Here is a 21,470-nt window from a genome sequence, read left to right on the forward strand (position 1 = left end):
ATTATGGCTCCAAAACAAATTGCTATTTTAGGAACAAGTGTATCTGCAATAGGGGGTGGTATTGCAACTAGTACATACTTTCTCTTGCCAGATAACTCTATTAAAGCTCAAATAATTAAAGAAAATAAGAAAATACTGGATTATGGTGCAAAATCAGAATTTTGAGAAATCAAACTACATACTTTAACTTCTGCGTCTACCACACAAAAGTACAGCACCACACTAGCCGGCAATACTTGAGATAAATTAAGAGATTGATGCAAAACATCTCTTTCAAAAGGATTTACTGAGAAAAATAAAGACTACACAAGCATCAAAGATCTATGTACGGTTCCTACAAATAAAGAAAAATTAGCAAAAGAAAATAAGAATATAGCTGTAACAAGAGAATTGACACAAAAGGTTCAAAGTTACAAAACTACAGGGAATAACGCATTATCTATAGATATTTCTGGAAATGATAATGCAATAGCAAGCAATATGGAAATATGGTGTCAAAGTGCCTTAGAAAATGAATATACAGAGACAAACAAAAACACTTACCCATTAACACTTAAATGATGTACTAGAGAAGGGAGATAAATATGAAGCCTGCTATAGTTAAAGGAATTATTGGAACTATAGGAGTTGGTGGTGTAGTTGTTGGGGGTTATTATGGTTCTGGATCATTATTCCCACCAAAAATTCCTGCCGAAAAGCCAAAAGCCAGCATAAGAAATTTGATAACTAATACCGGAAGAACAGTCTTAAACAATCAATCTAATAATGGTTTATGAGGAATCAAATTAAACACATACGAGCTATTATTTAAATCTCCTAAGAAAATAAATCTTGAAACTGAAGATGAGGAAGGATTAAAGAAATGATGTGATGATGCTACAAAAAAAGAAACTGAAGACAAAAATGACAATGATTATTCAATAGCACAACAATTATGCACAAGACCAACAAATAGAGAAACATTACAAAAGAAATCAAAAACACTAGCTGATGATCAAGATTGAGAAAGAAAAGCGGAAGAATACAAGGCAGCAGGAACAGCAAATGTTATTACAGAAATAAAAAATAGAAGTGAAGCAACTCCACAGCAAATAAAAAATTGATGTGAAAAGACTTGAGATGAAGAAATTTTAGAAATCGAAGATACTTACAACCTAGCAGTAAAATGGTGTACTAAAGAAGGTCAATAATGAATATACATCCAGTAGCAAAAGGTTTAATTGGACTAGGAATTTCTGGTGGGATAGCGGGTGGAGGATATGCTCTTTTTCCATCAAGTACAAAAAATGAAATTACTAAAGAATTAATTTCAAAACATTACACAATACTCACTAATGATCCATCAAACAAGACTCATTGAGACTCAATAATAGCTAGTTACAAAGCACTTACTACTCCACCTCAAAATTCATTGAAGTTTGCAGAATTAACTGGTAATGAAGATGATGCTGTAAGCAAATTACAAGGAATATGCAATAAGTTACTTAACCCATCATCTTCAACTACTTTAGACACAGACAAAAAAGCAGAAAAATGATGTGTTGAACCAATATCTGTTTCAGCAATATTAGAGAAAAGAGGCATTAAACAAATAGCTAATAGTGCTCAAACTAATTGAGAATCAAAAATAATACTTCATAGAAGCGAACAAGATACTAACAAAAAGATTTCAAATTTATCAATCGGAACAACTGGTACAATAAATCCAGAGCATTTAACAGATATCAAAAATAAATGCAGAGATATAGGCAACAAAAAGAATCATGAAGACAAATACGATGAAAATCTAACTAAATTCACATCTTGATGTGCAAATACATAATTATCAAGTATGAAACCAATAGTAATTAAAGGAATAGCGGGAACCTTAGGTGCTAGTGGTTTAGTGGTAGGTGGATATTATGGTATTGAAGCTTTATCAAATGAACATATACCAGTAATAATAAGAAATACTATTGAAAAAGAACTAATAAAGGAAGGATACACAATATTTAGTCTTAATGAAAGTGAATGACAAACTAAATTTGAATCCTTTAGAGACGGAGATAAGTTAGAGGCTTTTGCAAAAGCTTTGAAAGAATTTAAAGGAAATAGTTTTGTGGTTGCAAAAAGTCAAGCTAACACGGAAGGAGGAAAAGAATTGAAAAATTGATGTATAGCATTACTTGATTTAGAAAAAGAAAAACAAACCGAGAATAAAACTATTGAAAATGCCAAGAATTTTTGTGCTGAAAAACAAACACCCAAACCTAATATAAGACAGGGCAATCCAGAGCCTGGAAGTGCAGGATAAATAAATATTTATGCTTTCAACACCTAAATTAGTTGGAATGGCGGTGGCTAGTGTAGGTATTGTTGGTGGAGCTGTAGGGATAAATTATGCTTTAAACCCTAGTGTTCCTGCTCCAGAAAAAACTACTTTGAGAAAACTAATAACTTCAGCAAACAGAACTCCTTTAAATAAAGATTCAACAACTTGAGACATTAAATTAATCACATATACTAATTCTATAAGGTCATTAAAAAAGATAACTCTTACGCCTGAAGATGCAGAAGGTTTAAAGACATGGTGTACAGATAACTTAGACAAGGAGTTTGAAGTTTCAAAAAAAGATGAAAGTAATTATTCAATAGCTATCCAAATTTGCACTAAACCAACTAACCAAGAAAAGTTAAAGAAAAATTCAAAAACAGTATTAACAGATAGTGGATGGGATACGAAGGCTAATACATACAAAAAAGGAAATATAGAAAACCTTACTATTCCGACAATAAGCGATAAAACAAAAGCTACCGAAAAACAAATAAAGGATTGATGTACAGATACTTTAGGAAAAGAAATTGAAGATAATGAAACTATTTACAACACAGTTGTTAAATGATGTACAACTGGATAATTGATTATGAAGACATTAATAATTAAAACATCTATTGCTTTAGTTGGTGCTGGCGGCCTTGGATTAGCGGCTCATCAAAGTTACAAAGCATTAACAAGCCAAGATACTTCTGCCGCAAAGAACAAGAATGATAATAGTAAGAAAAATAAAGATAAATTAAACGAAGATAAGTACGAAGTATTAGGATTTGAATCTACTAATGATCAAAAATGGACAAATATATTAAGTAGCTATAGAACAGTAACAAGTAAACAAGAATCCTTAAAGTTTAACAATCTTACTGGTAGCGAATCAGATGCAAAAGAAAGACTACAAAGAATTTGCAGTGATGCTTTAAATTCAGAAAATGTTAATGATTATGAAAAAATAAAAAAATGATGTGTTGTTCCAATAGATATTTCTAGTTTATTAACTAAACGAAGTTTTGTTATTTTGAAAACAGATAACAATGTTTCTTCGGACAATAGTTCTTGAGAAAAGAAAATAAAGAATTACAAGAAATTAGATACCGATACTTTAAAGATTGATGGATTAAGTTTGACTAACAATAAAGAACAAGCAGAAACAAGTGACTACACAAATATCAAAAATAAGTGTAACGAAATCAAAACAAAGAAAAGTCATGAAGAAAATTTTGAAGATCTCTTAAAAAAATTCAAAACCTGATGTGCAGACAAAAACTAATTAAGGTTATTCATATACAAAAAAAATAAATCTATAAGAAACAGCTTCACTTATTCTTTTTATGAGTGTACGTACTAAAGCCATTGGCTTAACATTCCTAACCGTAGGAAGTGCAATAATTGGAATTCATTTTTGACCAGAAGAAGTAACTGTTTCAGAATTAGATAAAGTTGATTTTCCTCAAGAAAATATTCCTTCCAACTCTAGTAACATCTAAAGAAGTAGATAATCAGGAAGAAGAAAAGAAAGCCAAAATAAGAGAAAAAGCTAGGAAAGCTTTTGCAAGAATGAATGACTATTCATTCAGAATATTCTCTCCTTGTGGTAAAGGAGCTGGATGAGTATTAGATTATGAAATACCTAAAAATGGAGGCTGTCCAACTACTTGATATATGGCTGCCAATGCACATGTTCTAACTAAATTTAGATTCTCCACAAATACTTCCAATATCTGATAGAGAAACTAGATATCTAAGACACAAATATAGAGATGTAGATCATTCACATCTTTCTCTATGAGATAGTTCTCATGCTACATGTCAATCTACTGATTGATATGGTTACTTAGATATGAATATTTCACAACAAGCCTGAGGCGCAAAAGAAAAAGATGATTATGGTGCTGTTGCTACAGGAAAAATGAAAGAACCTAGACTATTCTATGCTGCCTTTAATTACTTAGAAAAAAGAGAAATAAATTATGATCACTTCTTAGACCTCGCAGTTCTAGAACTTGAATTTAATAGTGAAGAAAGTGAAAGAAAAGCTACTGGTGGCTTTGCCAATAAATACACTCTTAAGTCTAATAATGCTATTAACTTATTCAATAAACCTTTAGAGGCAAAATACTCTAAAGAAGAACTAGACAACCTAACTGAAAACTTCTATCACTTAGCCTATCCTTACAAAAAAGGCGATAAATGAAACTACTCTACAAACTTTGATGAACCAAATGCTATAGCGGGGTCAATTAGTAGACAAATCATAAGACTGATGAGATAAAAATAAGAAATATCTAAGAGGATTTGTAGAGGCTAAACAAGTAATGAAAGGTGGTTTAGTGTGAAATAGTAAACAATATAGAGAAGCAGGTCACTTCTACAAATTAAAGAATATTGCTTTAGGTCAAGGTTCCTCTGGGGGCATATTTACAGACTCAAATGGAGATGCTGTAGGTATTATTTCTGTTGTTGCAACTAATGCTCCCCACTCCTGAATAGCTCCATTTAGATCTACTGGTTTTGTTAGTGATGAATTTAAAACTCCACCATACGATTTAATTCTAGGAGGTATTGAAGGACAAAGAACCTCCTATAAGCAACAAGTAGAAACCTTTAATAAGAACACTTGATTAAAGGCAAAAGGTTGAAATAATAAATCATAATGACAACAGCTTTAAAGATTGGAATAGATGCTACTTTGGGTACGGGAGTAATAGGCGGCACTGCCGGCATTACTTATGCTCTATCTCAACCTAAAAACCTAAAAGAAGATCTAAAGAGAGGAGAACATAAGCCATTAGATACTAAAGCTGATGACAGTTCTTGAGAAAAATTAGTAGCTAAATACACTAATACAGGGGAAGTAAGTAAGATTGGAAAAATAGCAGACTTAAATATTGAAGCAAACACTAGTCCTGCCAAAAATCCACATCCAGGAATTGCACAACTTAGAACAAAATGTGAAGAATTATTCAAAAAGACACGTAAAGATAAGGATTATGAAAAACATAAGACAAATGCCATTAATTGGTGTACTAAGAAAAATATTACTGAATAGATGGGTCCTAAACAAATTGCCATTGCTGGCTTAGGAGTTAGTGCAGTTGCAGGGGGAGCTGGTTTTGCAATTCAGCAAAGCTACAAAACGTCAGCCACTCAAGATAATAAAGATAGTGTCGAAAACCAAGAAGAAAAAATAGGTGATAAATTAAAGACTGCAGGAATTGAATTAATAGCCACGAATGCTGAAGATAAATTTTGAAAAATAGCTTGAAATGAAAATAAAGACGATCCAGATGTAAAGGGATCTAATCCTATTGCTACTAATGCAAATACTTTAAAGACTTGATGTACGGGAGCTTATCAAAAACCAATAAGCAATACAGAGGACTCAGAAAAAGTTAAGAAATTATGTGTTGTTCCCCCTTTAACTATAGAGGCAAAACTAAAGAAAGATAACAAAACATTTACAACAAATTGAGAAAATAAGCATGGCCAAGTCAAAACTACTCCAGGCCTGATAGATAAACTAAGAGAAGTTGAAACTGGCTTATCTGATGTAAATGATACTACGAAGGGAAAAGCCGCTTTAGAAAAATGATGCAATAATCAGAAACCTGCTGAATTAGAACCCGATACTTACCTAGAGAAATACAAAGAAATAGTAAATCTTTGTGTTTAATTAATGCTTAAAGCTTACTAGATGGAAATTAAATCTTTGGCAGTTAAATCTGCAGCAGGATTGATTGGCATTGGTGGTACTGGAGTTGCAATTCAACAAGTCTACAAGTCATTAACAACTACAGATAATAAAGACGATACTGAAAACAAAGAGAAAACAATTGCAGATAGATTAACTAATCAAAAAATAAATTTAATTAAATCAGAAGAAGGTTACCAGTTGGCTTTCAAAGAATTAAAGAAAACTCCTGAGTTTATTGCAGCAATAAAGAATAGCGAGAACAATGTTACAGATAAGTCTTCTTTGTCAGAGGGTGGTAATGCTGTTAAATCATGATGTAACAAAAATTTAATTGCCCCTTTATCTCAAGATGGTGTTGATGATTTAATTGAAAAAGTTAAAGATTATTGTTTAGATAGACCAGCAACAATAGTAGAAAAATTAAAGCAACAAGGAAAACAATTAGTAACCCAATGAAAAGAAAGATTAACTTCTTTGAAAACTACAGATGATGCAACAAAATTACAACAAGAATTGGCAGTAATAAACCCTAAAGTAGTTGCACTAGATAAACCAACTGAAGAAGAGGCATCACAAGCACTTAAGACATGATGCGATAATAAATCTACTACCAAAATAATTGAAGATGCAAATGATGAAATTTTTGGAAAAGTAGAAAAGCGCTGTTTCGAAGCTCCTAAACCGGCTGGAGACATTTAAAATAAATGGCACTTAAACCTATATTGACCGCTATTGCTGGAGTAGGTACTATTGGAGGAGTAGCAACAGGTAGTTATTATCTTTTACGAACTAATGAAGACAATAAAGATACAGAAATAAAAGTAGTAACTCCTAAGTCATTACTACAAGAACTGGCGGGAGATGATTTTGAAAAGTTAAATACCGCTACCGATAATCCGGAACACGATAAAGAATGAGGAGAGTTAATAAAAAAATATCTTAATCCTGGAAATATAAAAAAAATTAATTTAGCTACCCCAATTACGGCGGGTGATGGCAAGACTGCAGATAATATTCTTGCATTGAAAAACGCCTGCAAAACATTACTACAAAAAAGTGAAAATATTGTTGATAAAGATAAAGAAATGGCCAGAAATTGATGTAACAAGAAATCTGCTTTAATTCCTAAAGCAACTGAAGGTAGTTTGCCTAGAGCATAATGTTAGGAACTAAACAACTTGCCTTTATTGGAATAGGAGCTACAGCTATTGCAGGAGGTAGTGCTGGTATTTACTATTTTCAACAAAACAAAACAACAATAAGAGATAAATTAAATTCAGAGGGAATTAAATTAATTAGTACAGATGAGGAATATTGAGTTTCATTTAAAGAAACTAAGAAAGACCCAGAATTAATAAATTTAATTAAGAATGGAGATAATACATACGATACTTGAGATGCAAGAAAAGGTGGTAATTCTTTGAAAGTTTGATGTGATAATAATCTAAAGCTCAATATTCCAAAAGAAAATGCCCAAACATTATTAGATAAAGTAAAGAAATATTGCTCTAAGCCGCCTTTAACAATTGGGGAGAAAATAAGTAAATTAGGAAAGAAATGAGTAACTAAATGGAATGAGAAATTGGAAGCGTTAAAGAAACCAAATGTGGACACAGAGTTAGTGGGAGAACTTAAAAAAATAAATGACAAAGTTACGGGCTTAGATATTTCTGACACACAAGCAGTTATTAAAGCTCTTGAAGATTGATGTAAAGGAAATAATTCGAAAAGATTAATTAGCCCAGAGACTGATGCAATTTGAGCTAAATTAGAAAAACGTTGTTTCGAAACATCCACAACTACCCAAAAAAATGACGGCTAAATTTATTGTTTCAGCAGTAGCTGGCACTACTGTACTTGGTGGAGGTATTGCAACAGGCACTTATTATCTTATGAAATCTAATGAAAACAATAAAGATACCAAAGTAAATGTAGTTGCAAAAACATTATTACAAGAATTGACAGGCGCTGACTTTGAAGCTCTAAATACTGATCCTGCTAATTCTGAACACGATACTGAATGAGGTAAATTAGTTGAAAAACATCTTAAACAAGACTTTACGGCTGTTCCAAAAATAGCAAATATCAATATAGTTGCCGGAACTCCTCCGACAAACAATACCGCCAACATTAAAGCCTTAAAGGCTGAGTGTAAAAAAATGTTTGAAAAAACCATCAATTTTGAAACTGATAAAGTAACTGCAAGAAATTGATGTAATAAAAAATCAAAAATATTAGCTACTCAAGATTAATGGCAATACCTAAACAGGCTTTAATGGTTGGAGCGGGAACAACAACTCTTGCTGGTGGCAGTGTGGGAGTTTATTTCTTAGCACAAGATAGGACAATAGGACACAGAATAGTTTCAGAAGGTGAAACACTAATTAGTGAAAAAGAAGACTATCAAAAAGTTTTTAAAGAATTCAAAGATGAAAAAACACTAACAGATTTAATATCAACTAGCGAAAAAGTAATAAATTCTGGTAGTTCATTACAAGAAGGTGGAGAAGAACTAAAAAAATGATGCGACAAAAACCTAAACACACCTCTAAACGATCCTAAAGCTAAGGATTTAATAACAAAAGCTAAAAAATATTGTACTAAACCGCCTTTAACCATCAAAGAAAAGTATCTCAAAAAAGGCAAGAAGTTAGTTACAGATTGAGGAGCAAGACTAACAAAAATTAGTACAGGCAATACTGGCGGAAACCAAAAACTAATAAATGATTTGAAAACAAAAAATTCATCAATTGAACGATTGGATAGTTCAACAACACAAAGCGCAACTAAAGCTCTTCAAGATTGATGTAATGATCATATAGATAAACAATTATCAGAAAACTCTATAGATTCAATTTGAACTAAAGTTGATACACGTTGCTTAGAAGAGTAAGCAAATGAATACTAAATTCTTATTATTAGCAACCACAGGTACTGGATTGCTTGGGGGAGTGGCTGGAGTTGGTTATTGATATTCGCAACCTAAAAACCTAAGAGAGTTATTACTTAAAGAACAAATAAAGCTACTAGATACTGAAAGCGATAAACATGATACACAATGAAAAGAGTTAGCTAAGAAGCACAAAGCGGATGCGAACGGACGTACTAAAGATAACAAAGAAATTAAACAAATTAAAGATCTAAATATTACTGGAGAAAACGATTCAATTAAATTTTCTGAACTAAAGGCTAAATGTAAATCATTACTTGAAACACCAATAGCAGATAGTGAAGAATTTAAAGAAATCAAAAATAGTGTAATTAACTGATGTTCTGAAAAATCTCCATTTTCTAAAGCAACCCCTGCTATTGGAGGATAATGACACCTAAAACAATAATAGCATCTATTGCTGGTACTGGAGCTTTAGGTGGAGTAATAACCGGTGGTTATTTCTTTATGCAACCAAAAAACTTAAAGGATATATTGCTTAAAGAAGGGGGCAAACCGCTATCAGTTACTGATAAATCAAATGATGATATTTGAACTAAGTTAGTAAAGAAATATACAGAAATGGATGATACTAATCCTTCCATAAAAATTAAAGAATTAACCCTTAAGGGAAATAAATCAAAACAAGAAGCAGGAGATATTGAATTACTTAAGAAACATTGTAAGACTTTATATGAAACACCTATATCTTCTGGAGATACATTTGAAACTAACAAAAAGCATACTCTAAATTGATGTAATGAAAAATCAGAAATGTTAAAGGATATGGTAGCTCAAGCAAGTGGTTAACAATATAAGTAATACAAAAACAGCTTATTTAAAAGCAAACCATTAATAGGCTCCATTTTTTAATTTATGAATCCTAAGGCAATTATTGGCTCAATAATTGGTGTTGGTACTGTTGGAGGTGTTGCTGGGGTTGGTGCTATGGTGTATTCTCCAACCCAAAACCATAAGAGAATTATTACTTAAAGAACAAATAAAACTACTAGATACTGAAGGCACAACAAATGATGGCAATTGAAAAGTATTAGCTACTAAACATAAAGAAAATACTGTTACTCTCGCCGACGGAAAAACAATTGCAAAAATTAATCAATTAGTAATTACTGATTTAGAGGGAAATCAAGGAGTTAATTTTTCCCTTTTGAAAGAAAAATGTAAGACTCTCCTAGAAGAATCTACATCTAACAAAGAAACAGCCACCCTTAAAGATAATGCAATTAATTGATGTTCTGAAAAATCTCCACTATTACCAAAACCTAGCACTACTTCGGCAGTAAGACCTTCTGGAGACGGTAATTCAAGACCGTAACATTAATGAATCTTAAATATTTAGCAATTGGAAGTGCTAGTGTATCTGCTATTGGAGGGGTAAGTTATGCTGGCTTTGTATTTATGAAACCTAAAAACCTAAGAGAAGATTTAGCGAAGAATAACTACAAAACTCTATCTACCGATAAAGGAAAAGACAAAGAAACTTGAACTAAATTATTAACAGAATACGAGAAAAATCAAAATCCAAAAATAGAGGGTTTAGATTTTGCTGGCTCTAGTGATACAGATGCAAAAGTAGAAAAACTGCAAGAGGCATGCAAAAAACTATATGAAACAAAAAAAGATGCTCAAAATTATTCGACTTTACTTGATACTGCTAAAGCTTGATGTATTAGTGACTCTAAAAAATTAACTAATACTGCTGCTACTGTAGCTTCGGCAGATAGATCTGCTGGCGCAGGGGTTGTACCAGGAGTCCCAGGTTCCACTACCAGTGGTGGTGGTCATTAATTATGCTATTTAAACAAGTTGCAATAGCAGGCTTAGGTGCTTCTGTAATTGGTGGAAGTGCTACAGGAATTTATTTTCTTACTAAAGATAACTCTATTAGAGCTGAATTAATAAAGAGTAACAAGAAATTATTGGATTCTGCAGCTCCTCAAGGGCTTTGAGAGATAAAGTTACATACTTACAATAGTGAACGTAAATCAAAACATGAATTAAATCTTACTTCTTGAAGTGATCTAAAGAGTTGATGTACCAGCACATTATCACAGAGCTTTTCAAAAGGAGACAAAAATTATGAAAGTGGCTTAACTATATGTACAGTTCCTATTAACAGAGAAAAGCTACTTAAAGAAAAAAAGAATCCAGCTGAAAGTCGAGATTGAGCAGGAAAAGAAACCAAATACAAAACAGAAGGTAATGGTGTTAATGCTATTCCAAATTTAGCAGATAACAAAGCTACTGCAGATGAGATTAGGGATTGATGTAATGGAGCTTTAAATAATGAATATCAAGAAACAGGAGGCAACTATGCTCTTACTCTTAAATGATGTACTAAAGAAGGACAATAAATATGAAATCAATAATAATCAAAAGTACTATTGGAACCCTAAGTGTAGGTGGACTAGCGACTGGTAGTTATTATGGTTGACAAGCTTTCAATAAAGAACCAACAATTAAAGATTTACTTGTTGCCAAAAACCTTACTCTTTTTGAAATGAGTGATGTGAGTGCATGACAAACAAAATTTGACACTTTCAGAAAGGATGATAACAAGTTACCAAAATTATCTACAGCTCTAAAGGAAGGTAAAGCTAGTTTTGAAGTATCTAAAGAAAGAGATAATGCGGATGGAGGACAAGAGTTAAAGAATTGATGCGAGGCTGTATTTAAATTAAAAAAATCAGAAGCAAAAGGAAACAAAACCTTAGATAATGCTGAAATACTGTGTTCTGAACCTAAAGCAAACAGATAATGCATACAGCAATAAAGGGAGTTGTTGGTAGTATAGGTGGCGGAGGATATGCAGTTAATTATTTATTAGCAAGTAATGAACTTGCAGATAAGTTAATTCAAAAAGGTTACACAATACTTCCTAGCGACTCTGAACATTGAAAAACTATCTTAACTAGTTACAAAACTGTAGTTACAGCAGATAACAAGTTAAGATTTGGTACTTTTGCAGGAACAGGAAATAAAGCTGAAGAAGAACTATCAAAATACTGTCAAAACTTACTTAAACCCCATACTTCTGAAAATATCAAAGACCCAGATAATTACAAGAAAGCAGAAAAATGGTGTGTTACTCCTGTAACTGTTAAAGATATCTTAAAACATGAAAAATACGTACCAATAAATATTGATACATCAAATAATCAAATCGCAAAAAATAGTGCATGAGAAGCAAAAGTAAAGCTACATAAGAAATCAAATACAAAAATTAATAATTTAGGATTAAGTACAGATGAAAATACAGTCACAGAAGAAGATATCAGAAAAATTAAAGAAAAATGTACTGAAATAGGGGGTAAGAAAAATCATGAAGCAGAATACGAAACAAACTTAGAGCACTTTAAGAATTGATGTTCAAATAAATCAAATTAATGACTTTAGAAACAAAAATGGCTTTAGCTACTATGGCAAGTGTAGGTGCTATTGGTGGAGTTTTAGGAATTGGTTATGCTCTTCCAAAACCTAATAACCTAAAGGAAGCATTAATTAATGAAAATTTAACTCCTCTTTCAAAAAGTGATACTACTCATGCAGACATTTGAACAAATTTAGCAAAAAAATATGCCGAATCAGGTTCAACACCAAAAATAACAGACTTTGATTTAGAATTAGAGGGACAAAATCTTAAAGCGGGAGAATTGGTAAAGCTTCAACAAAAATGTGAAGATTTATTTATCAAAAAACCGAAAGACAATAACTATACAAGTTCTTTGGATTTTGCAAAAGCTTGATGTGTTAAAGAATCAAAGAAACTTCCTTCTTAAAGTAAATAATTTCTTGAAACAATAATGAGTAACGTTGTTAGAGTAGCTGTTGGTTTAGGTGCAATAAGTGGTGTGGCAGGTGGTGGCTTACTTCTTAATAAATTTTTATCTACCGAGGATATTCAAAGCAAATTGAAAGCAAATAGTTTGGAGATATTAGATAGCAATAACAACGATGATATCTGAAAGAAAATATTAGCTAGTTACAAAGAAGTATCAGCAAAAGAACCAAAATTCAAATTTTCTGGAGAAGAGGTTAGTGACGAGACAAAATTAAAAAAACAATGCGAAGACACACTTAAGAAAAAAGCAGGAGAAGATAATGAAAGTAATAATTACTACGATAAAGCCAAAAGGTGGTGTACAGTTCCAACATCAGTTGAAAAAGTTCTTGGAAAAGAGCGAATCATTTTAAGTACAGATACTACTCCAACTAAAGATAAAGAAAACCAAGCAGAATGAGATGAAAAAATAAAAAAATATACAGACCAAACTAATAAAGACAAAATAGATAATTTAGATTTAGGATCAAAAGCAATTACAGATGTGAAACCTGAAAACAGGACCAGAATCCGAGAAGCATGTAAGAAATTAAACGAAAAACATAGCTTTGAAGAAGGTTACGAAGAAGCGATAAAGAAATCACAAACTTGATGCTCTATAGAAAAAAAGTAGCCTAAAGAGATGGCAATTAAGCATATATTAATAACAGACGTTGGTGTTAGTACAATTGCAGAAGGAGTGGGTGTTGGTTTCTATTTAACTAATAATTACACAATTGAACAATTATTAAATAAAGAAAATCCAAAAAAAGTTAGTTTGAAAAAAGAATTAGCAAATAAAGCAGAATGACTTGAAAAATGAAAAGAATATATCAAAGCAAACAAAACTGGAGAAAACTTTAAAGATGAAGATGCTTGAAAATTAAAGGAATGAAATACTATCAAAACACAAGAAAATCAAGTTCCAGATGCATTTGCTGAAAAATGTGAAGAAAAATTAAATGATAAAGTAGCTGGCTCAAAAGACCCTAAATATATTGAATTTGTTGGATGATGTGTTAAATAACACTATCTTCTCTTTCTTTGCGCTGGCTTCTTAACCATATTTGAAAGATCTACACCCTCCCCTTCTTCTCCATTTCCTTCCATTGGCACTGTAAATTTGTCTTGCATAATTTTTTCAAAAGCTCTTGCTAATTCATCAAAACTTTGATAGCCAATACTAAATGCAGATTTTGCTATATTTGCTAATTCATCTACAAATTGTTTTTGTTTTTCTTCATCTTGCCCAAAAGCTTCTAGGAACTCAAGGTTTGCTTTTCCCACTTTTGTTTTCTTTTTTGATTCTTCCTTAACATTAGACATATATTTATTTATGGCATCTTTTGCTCTTTCTTTAATTGCCGTTATAGGGCTATCAAAAGAGTTAGGCATACTCATTAAAGATTTCAACGCATCACCCACTAGATAACCAAATACTTCCTCTTTGCTTTGTGGAGATCCTTTTGATTTCTTGAGGGACTCCTTAATATGTTCTTGTTCTAATTGAGGCTCTTTCTGCTCTTCATCTTCTACTTTTTCACCTTTTTGCTGTTTTTCTTCTCGCTCTTTCTTTTCTTTTTCAGCCATATCTTTTTGTTCTTTCAATAAATCTTCAATTATTTCCTTTGCATCCTTAGGTTCTTCCATAATTCTCTCTAATATCTCCTGCATTGCTTCTTGTCCCATATCCTTGAAAGCATCCGTATTCTTATCTACTAACTCAGAAAATTTCTCTACTGCCCCCATAAATTCCTCATTTCCCATCAAATCTGCCAACTTACCTCAATTATCAAAACTACCAAACATAGCTCACAAAGCGCCTCCTCCACCCCCGCCCAAGAAAGTACCTCACTTAAATAGAGATAGCCTTAATTTGTCTCAATCTTTAACCATTTGGGGAATATTCTTTATGAATTCAATAAATTTATCTCTAAATCAACCATAAACTATCTCTCCCCAAGCAACAAGTTTTTCATAGAGCTTAACTGCTCCAGATTTAAGCCCATCAGGCCCAAAATAATTATTTAATCACTCTTTGAAAGCGTCTTTAGATGCAACTATTGAAGATCCCCATCCAAAAAGAGTTTCACCTAACTGATTTATTCCATTCAAGAAAACACTATCTCCTAACAATTGCTTAATAGGTTCAAAAGAATCAGCAATAGATGTTCTTGCTTTATCAGAATTAAAAGTAACTACAGTAAATGCTCCTATTGTTGTAACTCCTGTTAAAGTAACTGATAATCCTTGCTTGAAACCAACGCCTGTTGTTCTAACGGATAGGGGGGGGGTAAATCTTAATTGCAAAAGAAAGTAATATTAACTTTATTCTTTTTACTTAGCAATAACATAAGTAAAAGATAAGAATAATGTTAAGTACTGGAAAATTAATAACTGGAGTTGCGGCTGTTGGTGTAACGGGCGGAGTGGGAGTCGGGAGCTTTTTTCTTTTAAATAAATCAAAACAAGAACCAAAAAAGAAAAAAATAAGCGAATTATTAACTGGGAAAACTTTAATAACAACCCAGAATAAAACTGGGGCCACTAAAGCTTGAAATAAATACAAAACAGATGAAACCAAGCAACAAGAAGGTAATATTTGAAAATTAAGCGATTGAAGCGCTCTTTCTGATAAGAATTCAGTGCCTGAGAGTCTAGTTACTCTTTGCAACCTAAGGAAAGATGATGAAGTAAGTGGTACTTCTGATTCTGCATATACTAATTTTGTTGATTGATGCACTATAGAAACTGCCAACTAATATGATTACTTTAAGAAGCGCAGGAATTAGTGCTGGTTTATTGACTGGTGCTACAGGTTTAACATGTGGAGTTGGCTATTCAACTGGTTTATTTAACTCAAAAGAATTATCAAACCCAAATACCCAAATAAGTAAATTATTGGACAGGGAGGGCAAGTACGTTTTATTATCTATCGAAACAGGAGATGATGCAGGATGAAATGAGACCTGAAAACAGTACAAAGAAGACAATAAATCTCAAGATGATGGACAAGACAGTTGGAAAGTTGATGGATGAACAAAAGCAGATGTAGCCGATGTTCCTGCGGGATTTAAAACTAAGTGTTCTAAAAAGAAAGATATTGAAATACCAAGTATTGAATCTCAAGAATACACTGACTTTATTAAGTATTGCACAAGACCAAAAACAGTACAAGAAATCCTAAGGCAAAAAGGCTTTAGCCCTTTAAAAGACGATAACAACACCAAATGAAAAGAGAGAGTAAGTAGATACAAAGATTCAAACAATCAACTCCCTAAAGCAAAAATTGAATCGAGCGAAAGCTCGCCAAATTTTGAGACTTTAAAAAATGGTTGCGAAGCAGCCCTTAGTTTAAAGACCACCGAAGAAGGCTACAATGAAACTCTTGCACCTACCAAAGAATGGTGCGGAACCCAATAAACAATATGGCATCACTAAATAAAGGAATAATAATTGCTTCAACAATAGGAGCTGGAGGAATTGGAGCAGGAAGTTACTATGGTTATCATACTTTCAACAAAGAAACAAAGGATCATCAACAAAAACCACCAATTGTTAATATTGGTAGCAAATTAAAGAGTGAAAAATACACTTTATTAAAGGCTGATAGCAAAAATTTCAATGAAGTATTAACTAATTACAAAACATCAATTAAATCCCCTGATACTCCAGATTTTGAAGGATTTAATGGGGAAGGAAAGGACAATGAAACAGCCGAGGCTATTTTATTAAGACATTGTCAAACTATTTTGAAAAATGAGAAACTTGATAGTGGAGATTATGCAAAGGCTAAGAAATGATGTGTTGAACCAATAACTGTTACATCATTATTGAAAGCGAGGGGTGTTACTGCTCTAGAAATAGCTGATTCTCCAGGAGAGCTACAAACACAATGATCAAATAAAGTTAAGGCATACAGAAGCAGTCAAGAATCTAGAATTGAAGGATTAGCATTTACCAGTTCTAAAGAAACTTCTCCCACTTCTGATGAAATAACGAATATCAAAAACAGTTGTAAAGGTATTAAAGATAAGAAAAATCATGAAGATAAATTTGAAGAGAACTTAAAGGCCTTTAAAGCGTGATGCTCAAATAACTAATGACAACTGGATTAAAGATAGGAATAGGGGCTACTTTAGGCGTGGGGGCGATTGGTGGTACTGCAGGAATTGCTCATGTATTGTCACAACCTAAAAACCTAAAAGAAGATTTAGAAAAAGATAGCCAATTTGAGTTCTTAGATACTAGTTCAGAAACAACTAATAAAGATAATGGGTCTTGAACAAAATTGGCTGAAGAGCATGCAAAAACATCAGTTAAAGGTGGGGTATCAAAAATAAGTGGTTTAGATATTCAAGCGCCTCCTGCCTCAACCACTCCCCATCCAGGTATTGCTCAACTTAAAGAAAAATGTGATTTATTTTTCAAAAAAACCAAAGATGATAAGGATTATGAACAAGCCAAAAAAGATGCCAAGAATTGATGTAATAAGAAATCTTCTCTATTAACTACATAAACAAATACATTTAATAACAAAAGAATAAACCTAAAAGATTTGTATTCTTAATTATAACTTTCAATAAAGCAACTAAGGTTGTTATTCCAACACTATCTTTTGCTACTGTTGGAATTTGCAAATTATGAAGTTCAAACTCTTGAGAACCAGAAATTCTTCCATATCAAATAATTTACCTATTATTGAAAATTCATTTTAACTTCCTGTAACAAGAGATAATCCAAAACCTATTACACAAACAGAAACCATAACATCAGTTAGTAAACCAGAAGAACAAAAAAGAATAGATAAAGAAATAGCTCAAAAAGCTTTTGCAAAAATAGATGAATACTCTTTCAGAATATTCTCCCCATGTGATATGGGAACAGGATGAATATTAGATTATGAACTTCCAGAAACAGGAAGATATCCTACTACTTAATATATAGCTATTGTTGCACATGCAGTAAATAAATATAGGTTCTCTACTAACCCTTACAACCAAGAACTACCTTATTCTGTAGAGAGCACAAAAACTAAGAAAAGACTATAGATTTAAATACTCTGGTTATTCACTATATGATGATGTTCAAAACACATGTAATTGAGTAGATAGATATGGTTATTTTGATATGAATATTGCTAAATCTTCAAATGGCGAAGAACTAAGAGGTGAATATGGTGGTTACCATAATCATAAGATGGAAGAACCTAAACTATTCTTTGTAGCAATAGGCTTATTTGATGCAAATTCAGAACTAAATATATCTGAAAATAACTACAAAGATTTTGAAGTACTTGAAATTAAATTTAATGATGAAAATTATGCAAGAAAAGTAACTAACGGCTTTGCTGATAGATATGGAATTGAATCTAAAGAAGCAATAAATATATTTGCTAAACCTCTTGAAGATAGATACACCCAAGAAGAAATAAGCAAATTAGATGAAAGTTTCTACAATTTTGGTTATCCAATGAAAACCAATGTAGTAAATAAATATGGACATGCAATTGGCTGAGATGAAGAAAAAGCAGAAGGACATAAATTATCTTATGACTACTGAAGTGATTACCATTCTCAAGGACAAAAGATAATTAATGGTTATGGAGATGCTAAGAAAACTTGAACCATGAAGTGAAATGGTAAAGAAGGAGAAGATATAGGACACTTCCGCTTATTAAAGATAAATAAGAAGCATAGATTAATGGGAGGTGCTTCTGGTAGTCTTTACACAGATAAAGAAGGTAATGCATTAGGAATATATGCTGGCGGAGAAATTAATGAAAAGAATGCTTTTGTTATTCCTCTAAGAGTAAACGAAAGAAAAGAAGCAGATTCTATTAAGTCTCCTAAATATGACTTAATATTAGGAGCTCCAAAACAAAAATCTTCTTACAAAGAACAAATAGAAGCATATGGTAAGAATACTTGATTGAAAGCCAGAAACTGAGAGCATAAATCTTAAAGATCCAGTCATATAAAGTCAAATTTTTCCAGTATTAATTAACTAATGGATCTTAAGAAAGTAACACTAGCAGGTGGTGGTGTTACAACTATTGTGGGAGCTGGAGCAGGGACATTTTTCTTGACACAAAACAAAACAACAATAAAGGATAGATTAGTTTCAAAAAACATAAATCTAATTGGTTCTGATGCTGAATATCTGCCTGCTTACAAAGAATACCAAGATGTTTGATAACTAAAGAAAGCTTCAAAAATTTAATTAAAGATGGAAATAGTGAAACAGGTACTTGAAAAGAACAAGAATGATCAGATGCCTTGAAAAAATGATGTGAAAAGAACTTAGTTCTTAAATCTGCTGAAAATCAAGAAAAAGTAGAAAAATATTGTATTAAGCCTCCTTTAACAATAAAGGAAAGAATAGAGAGATGTGGGAAAAGAGTAGTTACGGATTGAGACGATGAAAAACTCGAAAGAATGCTTCAATCAGATTTTCAATTTTTTACAGATTTTGCTTTTGCGACAGGTACAGTTCTTAATCGATTTAATAAATCAGAATTTAAAGCTGCACTAATACAATGATGTACAAGTAATATTAAAATTGAATTAAACCATACAAACGCTAACGATATCTGAACTAAAGTACAAGCGCGTTGTTTAGATTCTTAATAAATGACAACTAAGTTTATTGTTTCAACTGCTTTAGGAGTGAGTGCAATTGGTGGTACTGCAGGTATTGGTTATTGATATTCTTTACCTAAAGACCTAAAGGAATTATTAATTAAAGAAGGAATAAAGCTATTAGATGTAGATAGTACTAAAGATGATGATAATTGAAAAAAATTAGCAGAAAAATACAAAGGAGAAGGAGAATCCATAACACTAACAGATAATACCGTAATAAAGAGAATTAAAGATTTCAAAATCGCTGATCCTGCGCCTAATAACGCTATAGATTACACAAAATTAAAGGATAAATGTAAGAAATTATTCCAAAAACCAATAGAGAAAGAAGAAGCATTTGATACTGCAAAACAAAATGCAAAAGATTGATGTTCTAGTGACTCAGATGTATTTAAGAAGGATTTAGCGCCTGCTTCCAGAGGATCTTCAGTAGGAAACGTAAATCCTGGATCTGTTGGTAGTGGCGATGATCGTGGAGGAGTTGGGGGATAATGACGCCTAAATCAATATTACTTACTGTATTAGGTGTTAGTACTGTGGGAGGAGTAGCAACTGGTGGATACTTCTTCATGACTCCTTCAAATCTTGGCGAGTTATTGAAATCAGAAAAAATAAACTTATTAGATCCAAATAAAGATGAAGAAAAATGAAACAAATTAGCCTCTAAACATACCACAGGAGAAATAACTATTACTCTTGAAAATGACCAAATTGAAAAAATTAAGACAATCGAAGGATTAGGAGATATTAGTACTCAAACAGAAATAAAAGTTAAATCTTTAAAGGATAAATGTAAAGAATTATTAAATAAATCAATAACTAAAGGCGATAAATTTGAAGCGGATAAACAGGCGGCGATAGATTGATGTTCTGCTGATTCAAAAATATTTAAAGAAAAAGTGCCAATAGCATCATCCTCTCATGCCTCTTCTCCAACCAATGTTGATGGTGGGCGTGGCGCTGGACAAGTAATTCCTAGCTCTTCTGGACATAGTGGATAATGACTCTTAAGACTGTTAGTTTAAGTGCATTGGGAGCAAGCACTATAGGAGGGGCGGCAGTTGGTGGCTATTTATTTACAAAATCTTCCGACGTAAAAAAAGTTACTTCATCACAAAAACAAGAAGCAAATGCTGTATCCATTCAGAAACAAATAGAGACTAGTGGTAGGACAATGTTAAATACTTCCGAATCAAAACATTGAAATATCAAAGTAAATACATACAAAACAAAACTTCAAAGCGCTGTTACATTAACTAGCGAAGATGAAGAAGGCTTAAAGACATGATGCACCGAAACCCTTAAAGTTGACTTCAAAAATGAAAGAGATAATAACTATTCTCATGCAGAACAATTGTGTACTGTTCCAACTAATGAAGAAAAACTACTTAGCGAATCAAAACAACTAGCTGAAGAGAATGATTGGGAGGAAAGAGCACGAGCCTATAATACTGGTGCTACAGATGAAAATTTAATTAGTAGCATAAATAAAAATTCTGCTGACAAAACAAACTTGAAAGAATGATGCGAAAAAACATTTAAAGAAGAAATCTCCGAGACAGGCAATACCTATATTGCAGCAAAACAATGATGTACTAAGACACAATAAATTTAAAGTTAACTAGTTTCAAATACCACAGGAAATGGCAAATAATGGATGTGATAAATCATCCTCTTTATTTCGATAGTGGATATTAGAAAAGTAGCATTTGTAAGTGCTGATACCACGACTCTTGTGGGCGCCGGTGCAGGGACATTTTTCTTGACACAAAACAAAATGACAATAAAGAATAGATTAATTTCAAAAAAAATAAATCTAATTAGTTTTGATGATGAATATCTACCAGCTTTCAAAGAATACAAAGATGAAGAAAGCTTCAAAAATTTAATTAAAGATGGGAGTAGTGAAACAAGTTCATGAAACGAACAACAATGAGCAGAAGCTTTGAAAAAATGATGCGATGATAACATTGAAACTGAATTAAATCAAACAAAAAGTGATAAGACATGAAAAAAGTGGAGGAACGTTGTTTAGATTCTTAAAAGTTAAG

General features: G+C 32.2%; 39 protein-coding genes. 38 read left to right on the top strand and 1 reads right to left on the bottom strand.

Translation table 4 applies throughout. The features are described from left to right. Positions 1-3: 3 nt before the first annotated feature. From A6V39_RS00585 to A6V39_RS00715, 27 genes are all read left to right on the top strand, one after another. A complete protein-coding gene (locus A6V39_RS00585; protein WP_187149729.1) occupies positions 4-582 on the top strand; it encodes a hypothetical protein in 579 nt (192 codons plus the stop codon). 2 nt (positions 583-584) lie between these two features. Next, the gene (locus tag A6V39_RS00590; protein ID WP_187149730.1) at positions 585-1,190 is read left to right on the top strand and encodes a hypothetical protein; all 606 of its coding nucleotides are present in this window, start codon (positions 585-587) and stop codon (positions 1,188-1,190) included. Then, positions 1,190-1,822, top strand: a complete 633-nt coding sequence (locus A6V39_RS00595) for a hypothetical protein (protein ID WP_187149731.1) — start codon at positions 1,190-1,192, stop codon at positions 1,820-1,822. Before A6V39_RS00590 ends, A6V39_RS00595 begins: the two co-directional genes overlap by 1 nt. Before the next feature lie 9 nt (positions 1,823-1,831). Further along, the gene (locus A6V39_RS00600; RefSeq protein WP_187149732.1) at positions 1,832-2,293 is read left to right on the top strand and encodes a hypothetical protein; all 462 of its coding nucleotides are present in this window, start codon (positions 1,832-1,834) and stop codon (positions 2,291-2,293) included. Between the two features lie 10 nt (positions 2,294-2,303). Beyond that, positions 2,304-2,897, top strand: coding sequence for a hypothetical protein (locus tag A6V39_RS00605; protein WP_187149733.1), 594 nt, complete (start codon positions 2,304-2,306; stop codon positions 2,895-2,897). A 6-nt stretch (positions 2,898-2,903) separates the two neighbouring features. Next, complete coding sequence (locus A6V39_RS00610; RefSeq protein ID WP_187149734.1) at positions 2,904-3,581, top strand: hypothetical protein; 678 nt, start codon at positions 2,904-2,906, stop codon at positions 3,579-3,581. Between the two features lie 61 nt (positions 3,582-3,642). After that, complete coding sequence (locus A6V39_RS00615) at positions 3,643-3,798, top strand: hypothetical protein (protein WP_187149735.1); 156 nt, start codon at positions 3,643-3,645, stop codon at positions 3,796-3,798. Continuing rightward, entirely contained in the window at positions 3,752-4,039 is a 288-nt protein-coding gene (locus A6V39_RS00620) for a DUF31 family putative serine protease (RefSeq protein WP_187149736.1), read from the top strand. Before A6V39_RS00615 ends, A6V39_RS00620 begins: the two co-directional genes overlap by 47 nt. A gap of 112 nt (positions 4,040-4,151) precedes the next feature. Next, positions 4,152-4,583, top strand: a complete 432-nt coding sequence (locus A6V39_RS00625) for a hypothetical protein (RefSeq protein WP_187149737.1) — start codon at positions 4,152-4,154, stop codon at positions 4,581-4,583. 43 nt (positions 4,584-4,626) lie between these two features. Then, the gene (locus tag A6V39_RS00630) at positions 4,627-4,965 is read left to right on the top strand and encodes a hypothetical protein (protein WP_187149738.1); all 339 of its coding nucleotides are present in this window, start codon (positions 4,627-4,629) and stop codon (positions 4,963-4,965) included. Further along, entirely contained in the window at positions 4,965-5,360 is a 396-nt protein-coding gene (locus A6V39_RS00635; protein ID WP_187149739.1) for a hypothetical protein, read from the top strand. Before A6V39_RS00630 ends, A6V39_RS00635 begins: the two co-directional genes overlap by 1 nt. Continuing rightward, positions 5,361-5,984 carry a hypothetical protein gene (locus A6V39_RS00640; RefSeq protein WP_187149740.1) on the top strand — a complete coding sequence of 208 codons (624 nt, stop codon included), beginning with the start codon at positions 5,361-5,363 and terminating at the stop codon, positions 5,982-5,984. Positions 5,985-6,005: 21 nt separating this feature from the next. Then, on the top strand, positions 6,006-6,704 hold the full coding sequence (locus tag A6V39_RS00645; protein WP_187149741.1) for a hypothetical protein: 699 nt from the start codon (positions 6,006-6,008) through the stop codon (positions 6,702-6,704). A 5-nt stretch (positions 6,705-6,709) separates the two neighbouring features. Beyond that, positions 6,710-7,165: a hypothetical protein gene (locus A6V39_RS00650; RefSeq protein ID WP_187149742.1), complete on the top strand. Its 456-nt coding sequence runs from the start codon at positions 6,710-6,712 to the stop codon at positions 7,163-7,165. Continuing rightward, positions 7,165-7,827, top strand: a complete 663-nt coding sequence (locus A6V39_RS00655) for a hypothetical protein (protein ID WP_187149743.1) — start codon at positions 7,165-7,167, stop codon at positions 7,825-7,827. The genes A6V39_RS00650 and A6V39_RS00655 overlap by 1 nt, the downstream gene beginning before the upstream one ends. Then, the gene (locus A6V39_RS00660; protein ID WP_187149744.1) at positions 7,817-8,257 is read left to right on the top strand and encodes a hypothetical protein; all 441 of its coding nucleotides are present in this window, start codon (positions 7,817-7,819) and stop codon (positions 8,255-8,257) included. Before A6V39_RS00655 ends, A6V39_RS00660 begins: the two co-directional genes overlap by 11 nt. After that, on the top strand, positions 8,257-8,898 hold the full coding sequence (locus A6V39_RS00665) for a hypothetical protein (protein WP_187149745.1): 642 nt from the start codon (positions 8,257-8,259) through the stop codon (positions 8,896-8,898). Before A6V39_RS00660 ends, A6V39_RS00665 begins: the two co-directional genes overlap by 1 nt. Positions 8,899-8,902: 4 nt before the next feature. Then, a complete protein-coding gene (locus tag A6V39_RS00670; protein ID WP_187149746.1) occupies positions 8,903-9,325 on the top strand; it encodes a hypothetical protein in 423 nt (140 codons plus the stop codon). Beyond that, on the top strand, positions 9,325-9,744 hold the full coding sequence (locus A6V39_RS00675; RefSeq protein WP_187149747.1) for a hypothetical protein: 420 nt from the start codon (positions 9,325-9,327) through the stop codon (positions 9,742-9,744). The genes A6V39_RS00670 and A6V39_RS00675 overlap by 1 nt, the downstream gene beginning before the upstream one ends. Positions 9,745-9,874: 130 nt before the next feature. Further along, positions 9,875-10,270, top strand: coding sequence for a hypothetical protein (locus tag A6V39_RS00680; RefSeq protein WP_187149748.1), 396 nt, complete (start codon positions 9,875-9,877; stop codon positions 10,268-10,270). 5 nt (positions 10,271-10,275) lie between these two features. Beyond that, the gene (locus A6V39_RS00685; RefSeq protein WP_187149749.1) at positions 10,276-10,743 is read left to right on the top strand and encodes a hypothetical protein; all 468 of its coding nucleotides are present in this window, start codon (positions 10,276-10,278) and stop codon (positions 10,741-10,743) included. A 2-nt stretch (positions 10,744-10,745) separates the two neighbouring features. Further along, positions 10,746-11,309, top strand: a complete 564-nt coding sequence (locus tag A6V39_RS00690) for a hypothetical protein (protein ID WP_187149750.1) — start codon at positions 10,746-10,748, stop codon at positions 11,307-11,309. A 2-nt stretch (positions 11,310-11,311) separates the two neighbouring features. Then, the gene (locus A6V39_RS00695; protein ID WP_187149751.1) at positions 11,312-11,713 is read left to right on the top strand and encodes a hypothetical protein; all 402 of its coding nucleotides are present in this window, start codon (positions 11,312-11,314) and stop codon (positions 11,711-11,713) included. Then, positions 11,713-12,342, top strand: coding sequence for a hypothetical protein (locus tag A6V39_RS00700; protein WP_187149752.1), 630 nt, complete (start codon positions 11,713-11,715; stop codon positions 12,340-12,342). Before A6V39_RS00695 ends, A6V39_RS00700 begins: the two co-directional genes overlap by 1 nt. Beyond that, positions 12,342-12,734, top strand: a complete 393-nt coding sequence (locus A6V39_RS00705; protein ID WP_187149753.1) for a hypothetical protein — start codon at positions 12,342-12,344, stop codon at positions 12,732-12,734. Before A6V39_RS00700 ends, A6V39_RS00705 begins: the two co-directional genes overlap by 1 nt. A gap of 24 nt (positions 12,735-12,758) precedes the next feature. After that, positions 12,759-13,409, top strand: a complete 651-nt coding sequence (locus A6V39_RS00710) for a hypothetical protein (RefSeq protein WP_187149754.1) — start codon at positions 12,759-12,761, stop codon at positions 13,407-13,409. A 9-nt stretch (positions 13,410-13,418) separates the two neighbouring features. Next, the gene (locus A6V39_RS00715; RefSeq protein ID WP_187149755.1) at positions 13,419-13,802 is read left to right on the top strand and encodes a hypothetical protein; all 384 of its coding nucleotides are present in this window, start codon (positions 13,419-13,421) and stop codon (positions 13,800-13,802) included. Positions 13,803-13,804: 2 nt separating this feature from the next. Here the strand turns inward: A6V39_RS00715 and A6V39_RS00720 are convergent, their stop codons facing one another. Then, positions 13,805-15,085 carry a hypothetical protein gene (locus A6V39_RS00720; RefSeq protein WP_187149756.1) on the bottom strand — a complete coding sequence of 427 codons (1,281 nt, stop codon included), beginning with the start codon at positions 15,083-15,085 and terminating at the stop codon, positions 13,805-13,807. A 62-nt stretch (positions 15,086-15,147) separates the two neighbouring features. Here A6V39_RS00720 and A6V39_RS00725 point away from each other — a divergent pair, with 62 nt between their 5' ends. From A6V39_RS00725 to A6V39_RS00775, 11 genes are all read left to right on the top strand, one after another. Then, complete coding sequence (locus tag A6V39_RS00725; protein WP_187149757.1) at positions 15,148-15,537, top strand: hypothetical protein; 390 nt, start codon at positions 15,148-15,150, stop codon at positions 15,535-15,537. A 1-nt stretch (position 15,538) separates the two neighbouring features. Continuing rightward, complete coding sequence (locus A6V39_RS00730; protein ID WP_187149758.1) at positions 15,539-16,198, top strand: hypothetical protein; 660 nt, start codon at positions 15,539-15,541, stop codon at positions 16,196-16,198. A gap of 5 nt (positions 16,199-16,203) precedes the next feature. Next, a complete protein-coding gene (locus tag A6V39_RS00735) occupies positions 16,204-16,878 on the top strand; it encodes a hypothetical protein (RefSeq protein WP_187149759.1) in 675 nt (224 codons plus the stop codon). After that, complete coding sequence (locus tag A6V39_RS00740; protein WP_187149760.1) at positions 16,878-17,294, top strand: hypothetical protein; 417 nt, start codon at positions 16,878-16,880, stop codon at positions 17,292-17,294. Before A6V39_RS00735 ends, A6V39_RS00740 begins: the two co-directional genes overlap by 1 nt. Positions 17,295-17,905: 611 nt before the next feature. After that, on the top strand, positions 17,906-18,739 hold the full coding sequence (locus A6V39_RS00745) for a DUF31 family putative serine protease (protein WP_187149761.1): 834 nt from the start codon (positions 17,906-17,908) through the stop codon (positions 18,737-18,739). A gap of 45 nt (positions 18,740-18,784) precedes the next feature. After that, positions 18,785-18,973 (top strand): hypothetical protein, encoded by a 189-nt coding sequence (locus A6V39_RS00750; protein WP_187149762.1) that lies wholly within the window; start codon positions 18,785-18,787, stop codon positions 18,971-18,973. Beyond that, positions 18,967-19,404, top strand: a complete 438-nt coding sequence (locus A6V39_RS00755; RefSeq protein ID WP_187149763.1) for a hypothetical protein — start codon at positions 18,967-18,969, stop codon at positions 19,402-19,404. Before A6V39_RS00750 ends, A6V39_RS00755 begins: the two co-directional genes overlap by 7 nt. 3 nt (positions 19,405-19,407) lie before the next feature. Next, positions 19,408-19,911 (top strand): hypothetical protein, encoded by a 504-nt coding sequence (locus A6V39_RS00760; protein ID WP_187149764.1) that lies wholly within the window; start codon positions 19,408-19,410, stop codon positions 19,909-19,911. Then, a complete protein-coding gene (locus tag A6V39_RS00765; protein WP_187149765.1) occupies positions 19,911-20,420 on the top strand; it encodes a hypothetical protein in 510 nt (169 codons plus the stop codon). Before A6V39_RS00760 ends, A6V39_RS00765 begins: the two co-directional genes overlap by 1 nt. Next, positions 20,420-21,028: a hypothetical protein gene (locus tag A6V39_RS00770; RefSeq protein WP_187149766.1), complete on the top strand. Its 609-nt coding sequence runs from the start codon at positions 20,420-20,422 to the stop codon at positions 21,026-21,028. Before A6V39_RS00765 ends, A6V39_RS00770 begins: the two co-directional genes overlap by 1 nt. A 78-nt stretch (positions 21,029-21,106) precedes the next feature. Next, positions 21,107-21,454, top strand: coding sequence for a hypothetical protein (locus A6V39_RS00775; protein WP_187149767.1), 348 nt, complete (start codon positions 21,107-21,109; stop codon positions 21,452-21,454). Positions 21,455-21,470: the final 16 nt, after the last annotated feature.

It is taken from the genome of Candidatus Mycoplasma haematobovis (assembly GCF_001645765.1).
In the GTDB taxonomy this organism is placed as follows: domain Bacteria; phylum Bacillota_I; class Bacilli_A; order Mycoplasmatales; family Mycoplasmoidaceae; genus Eperythrozoon_B; species Eperythrozoon_B haematobovis.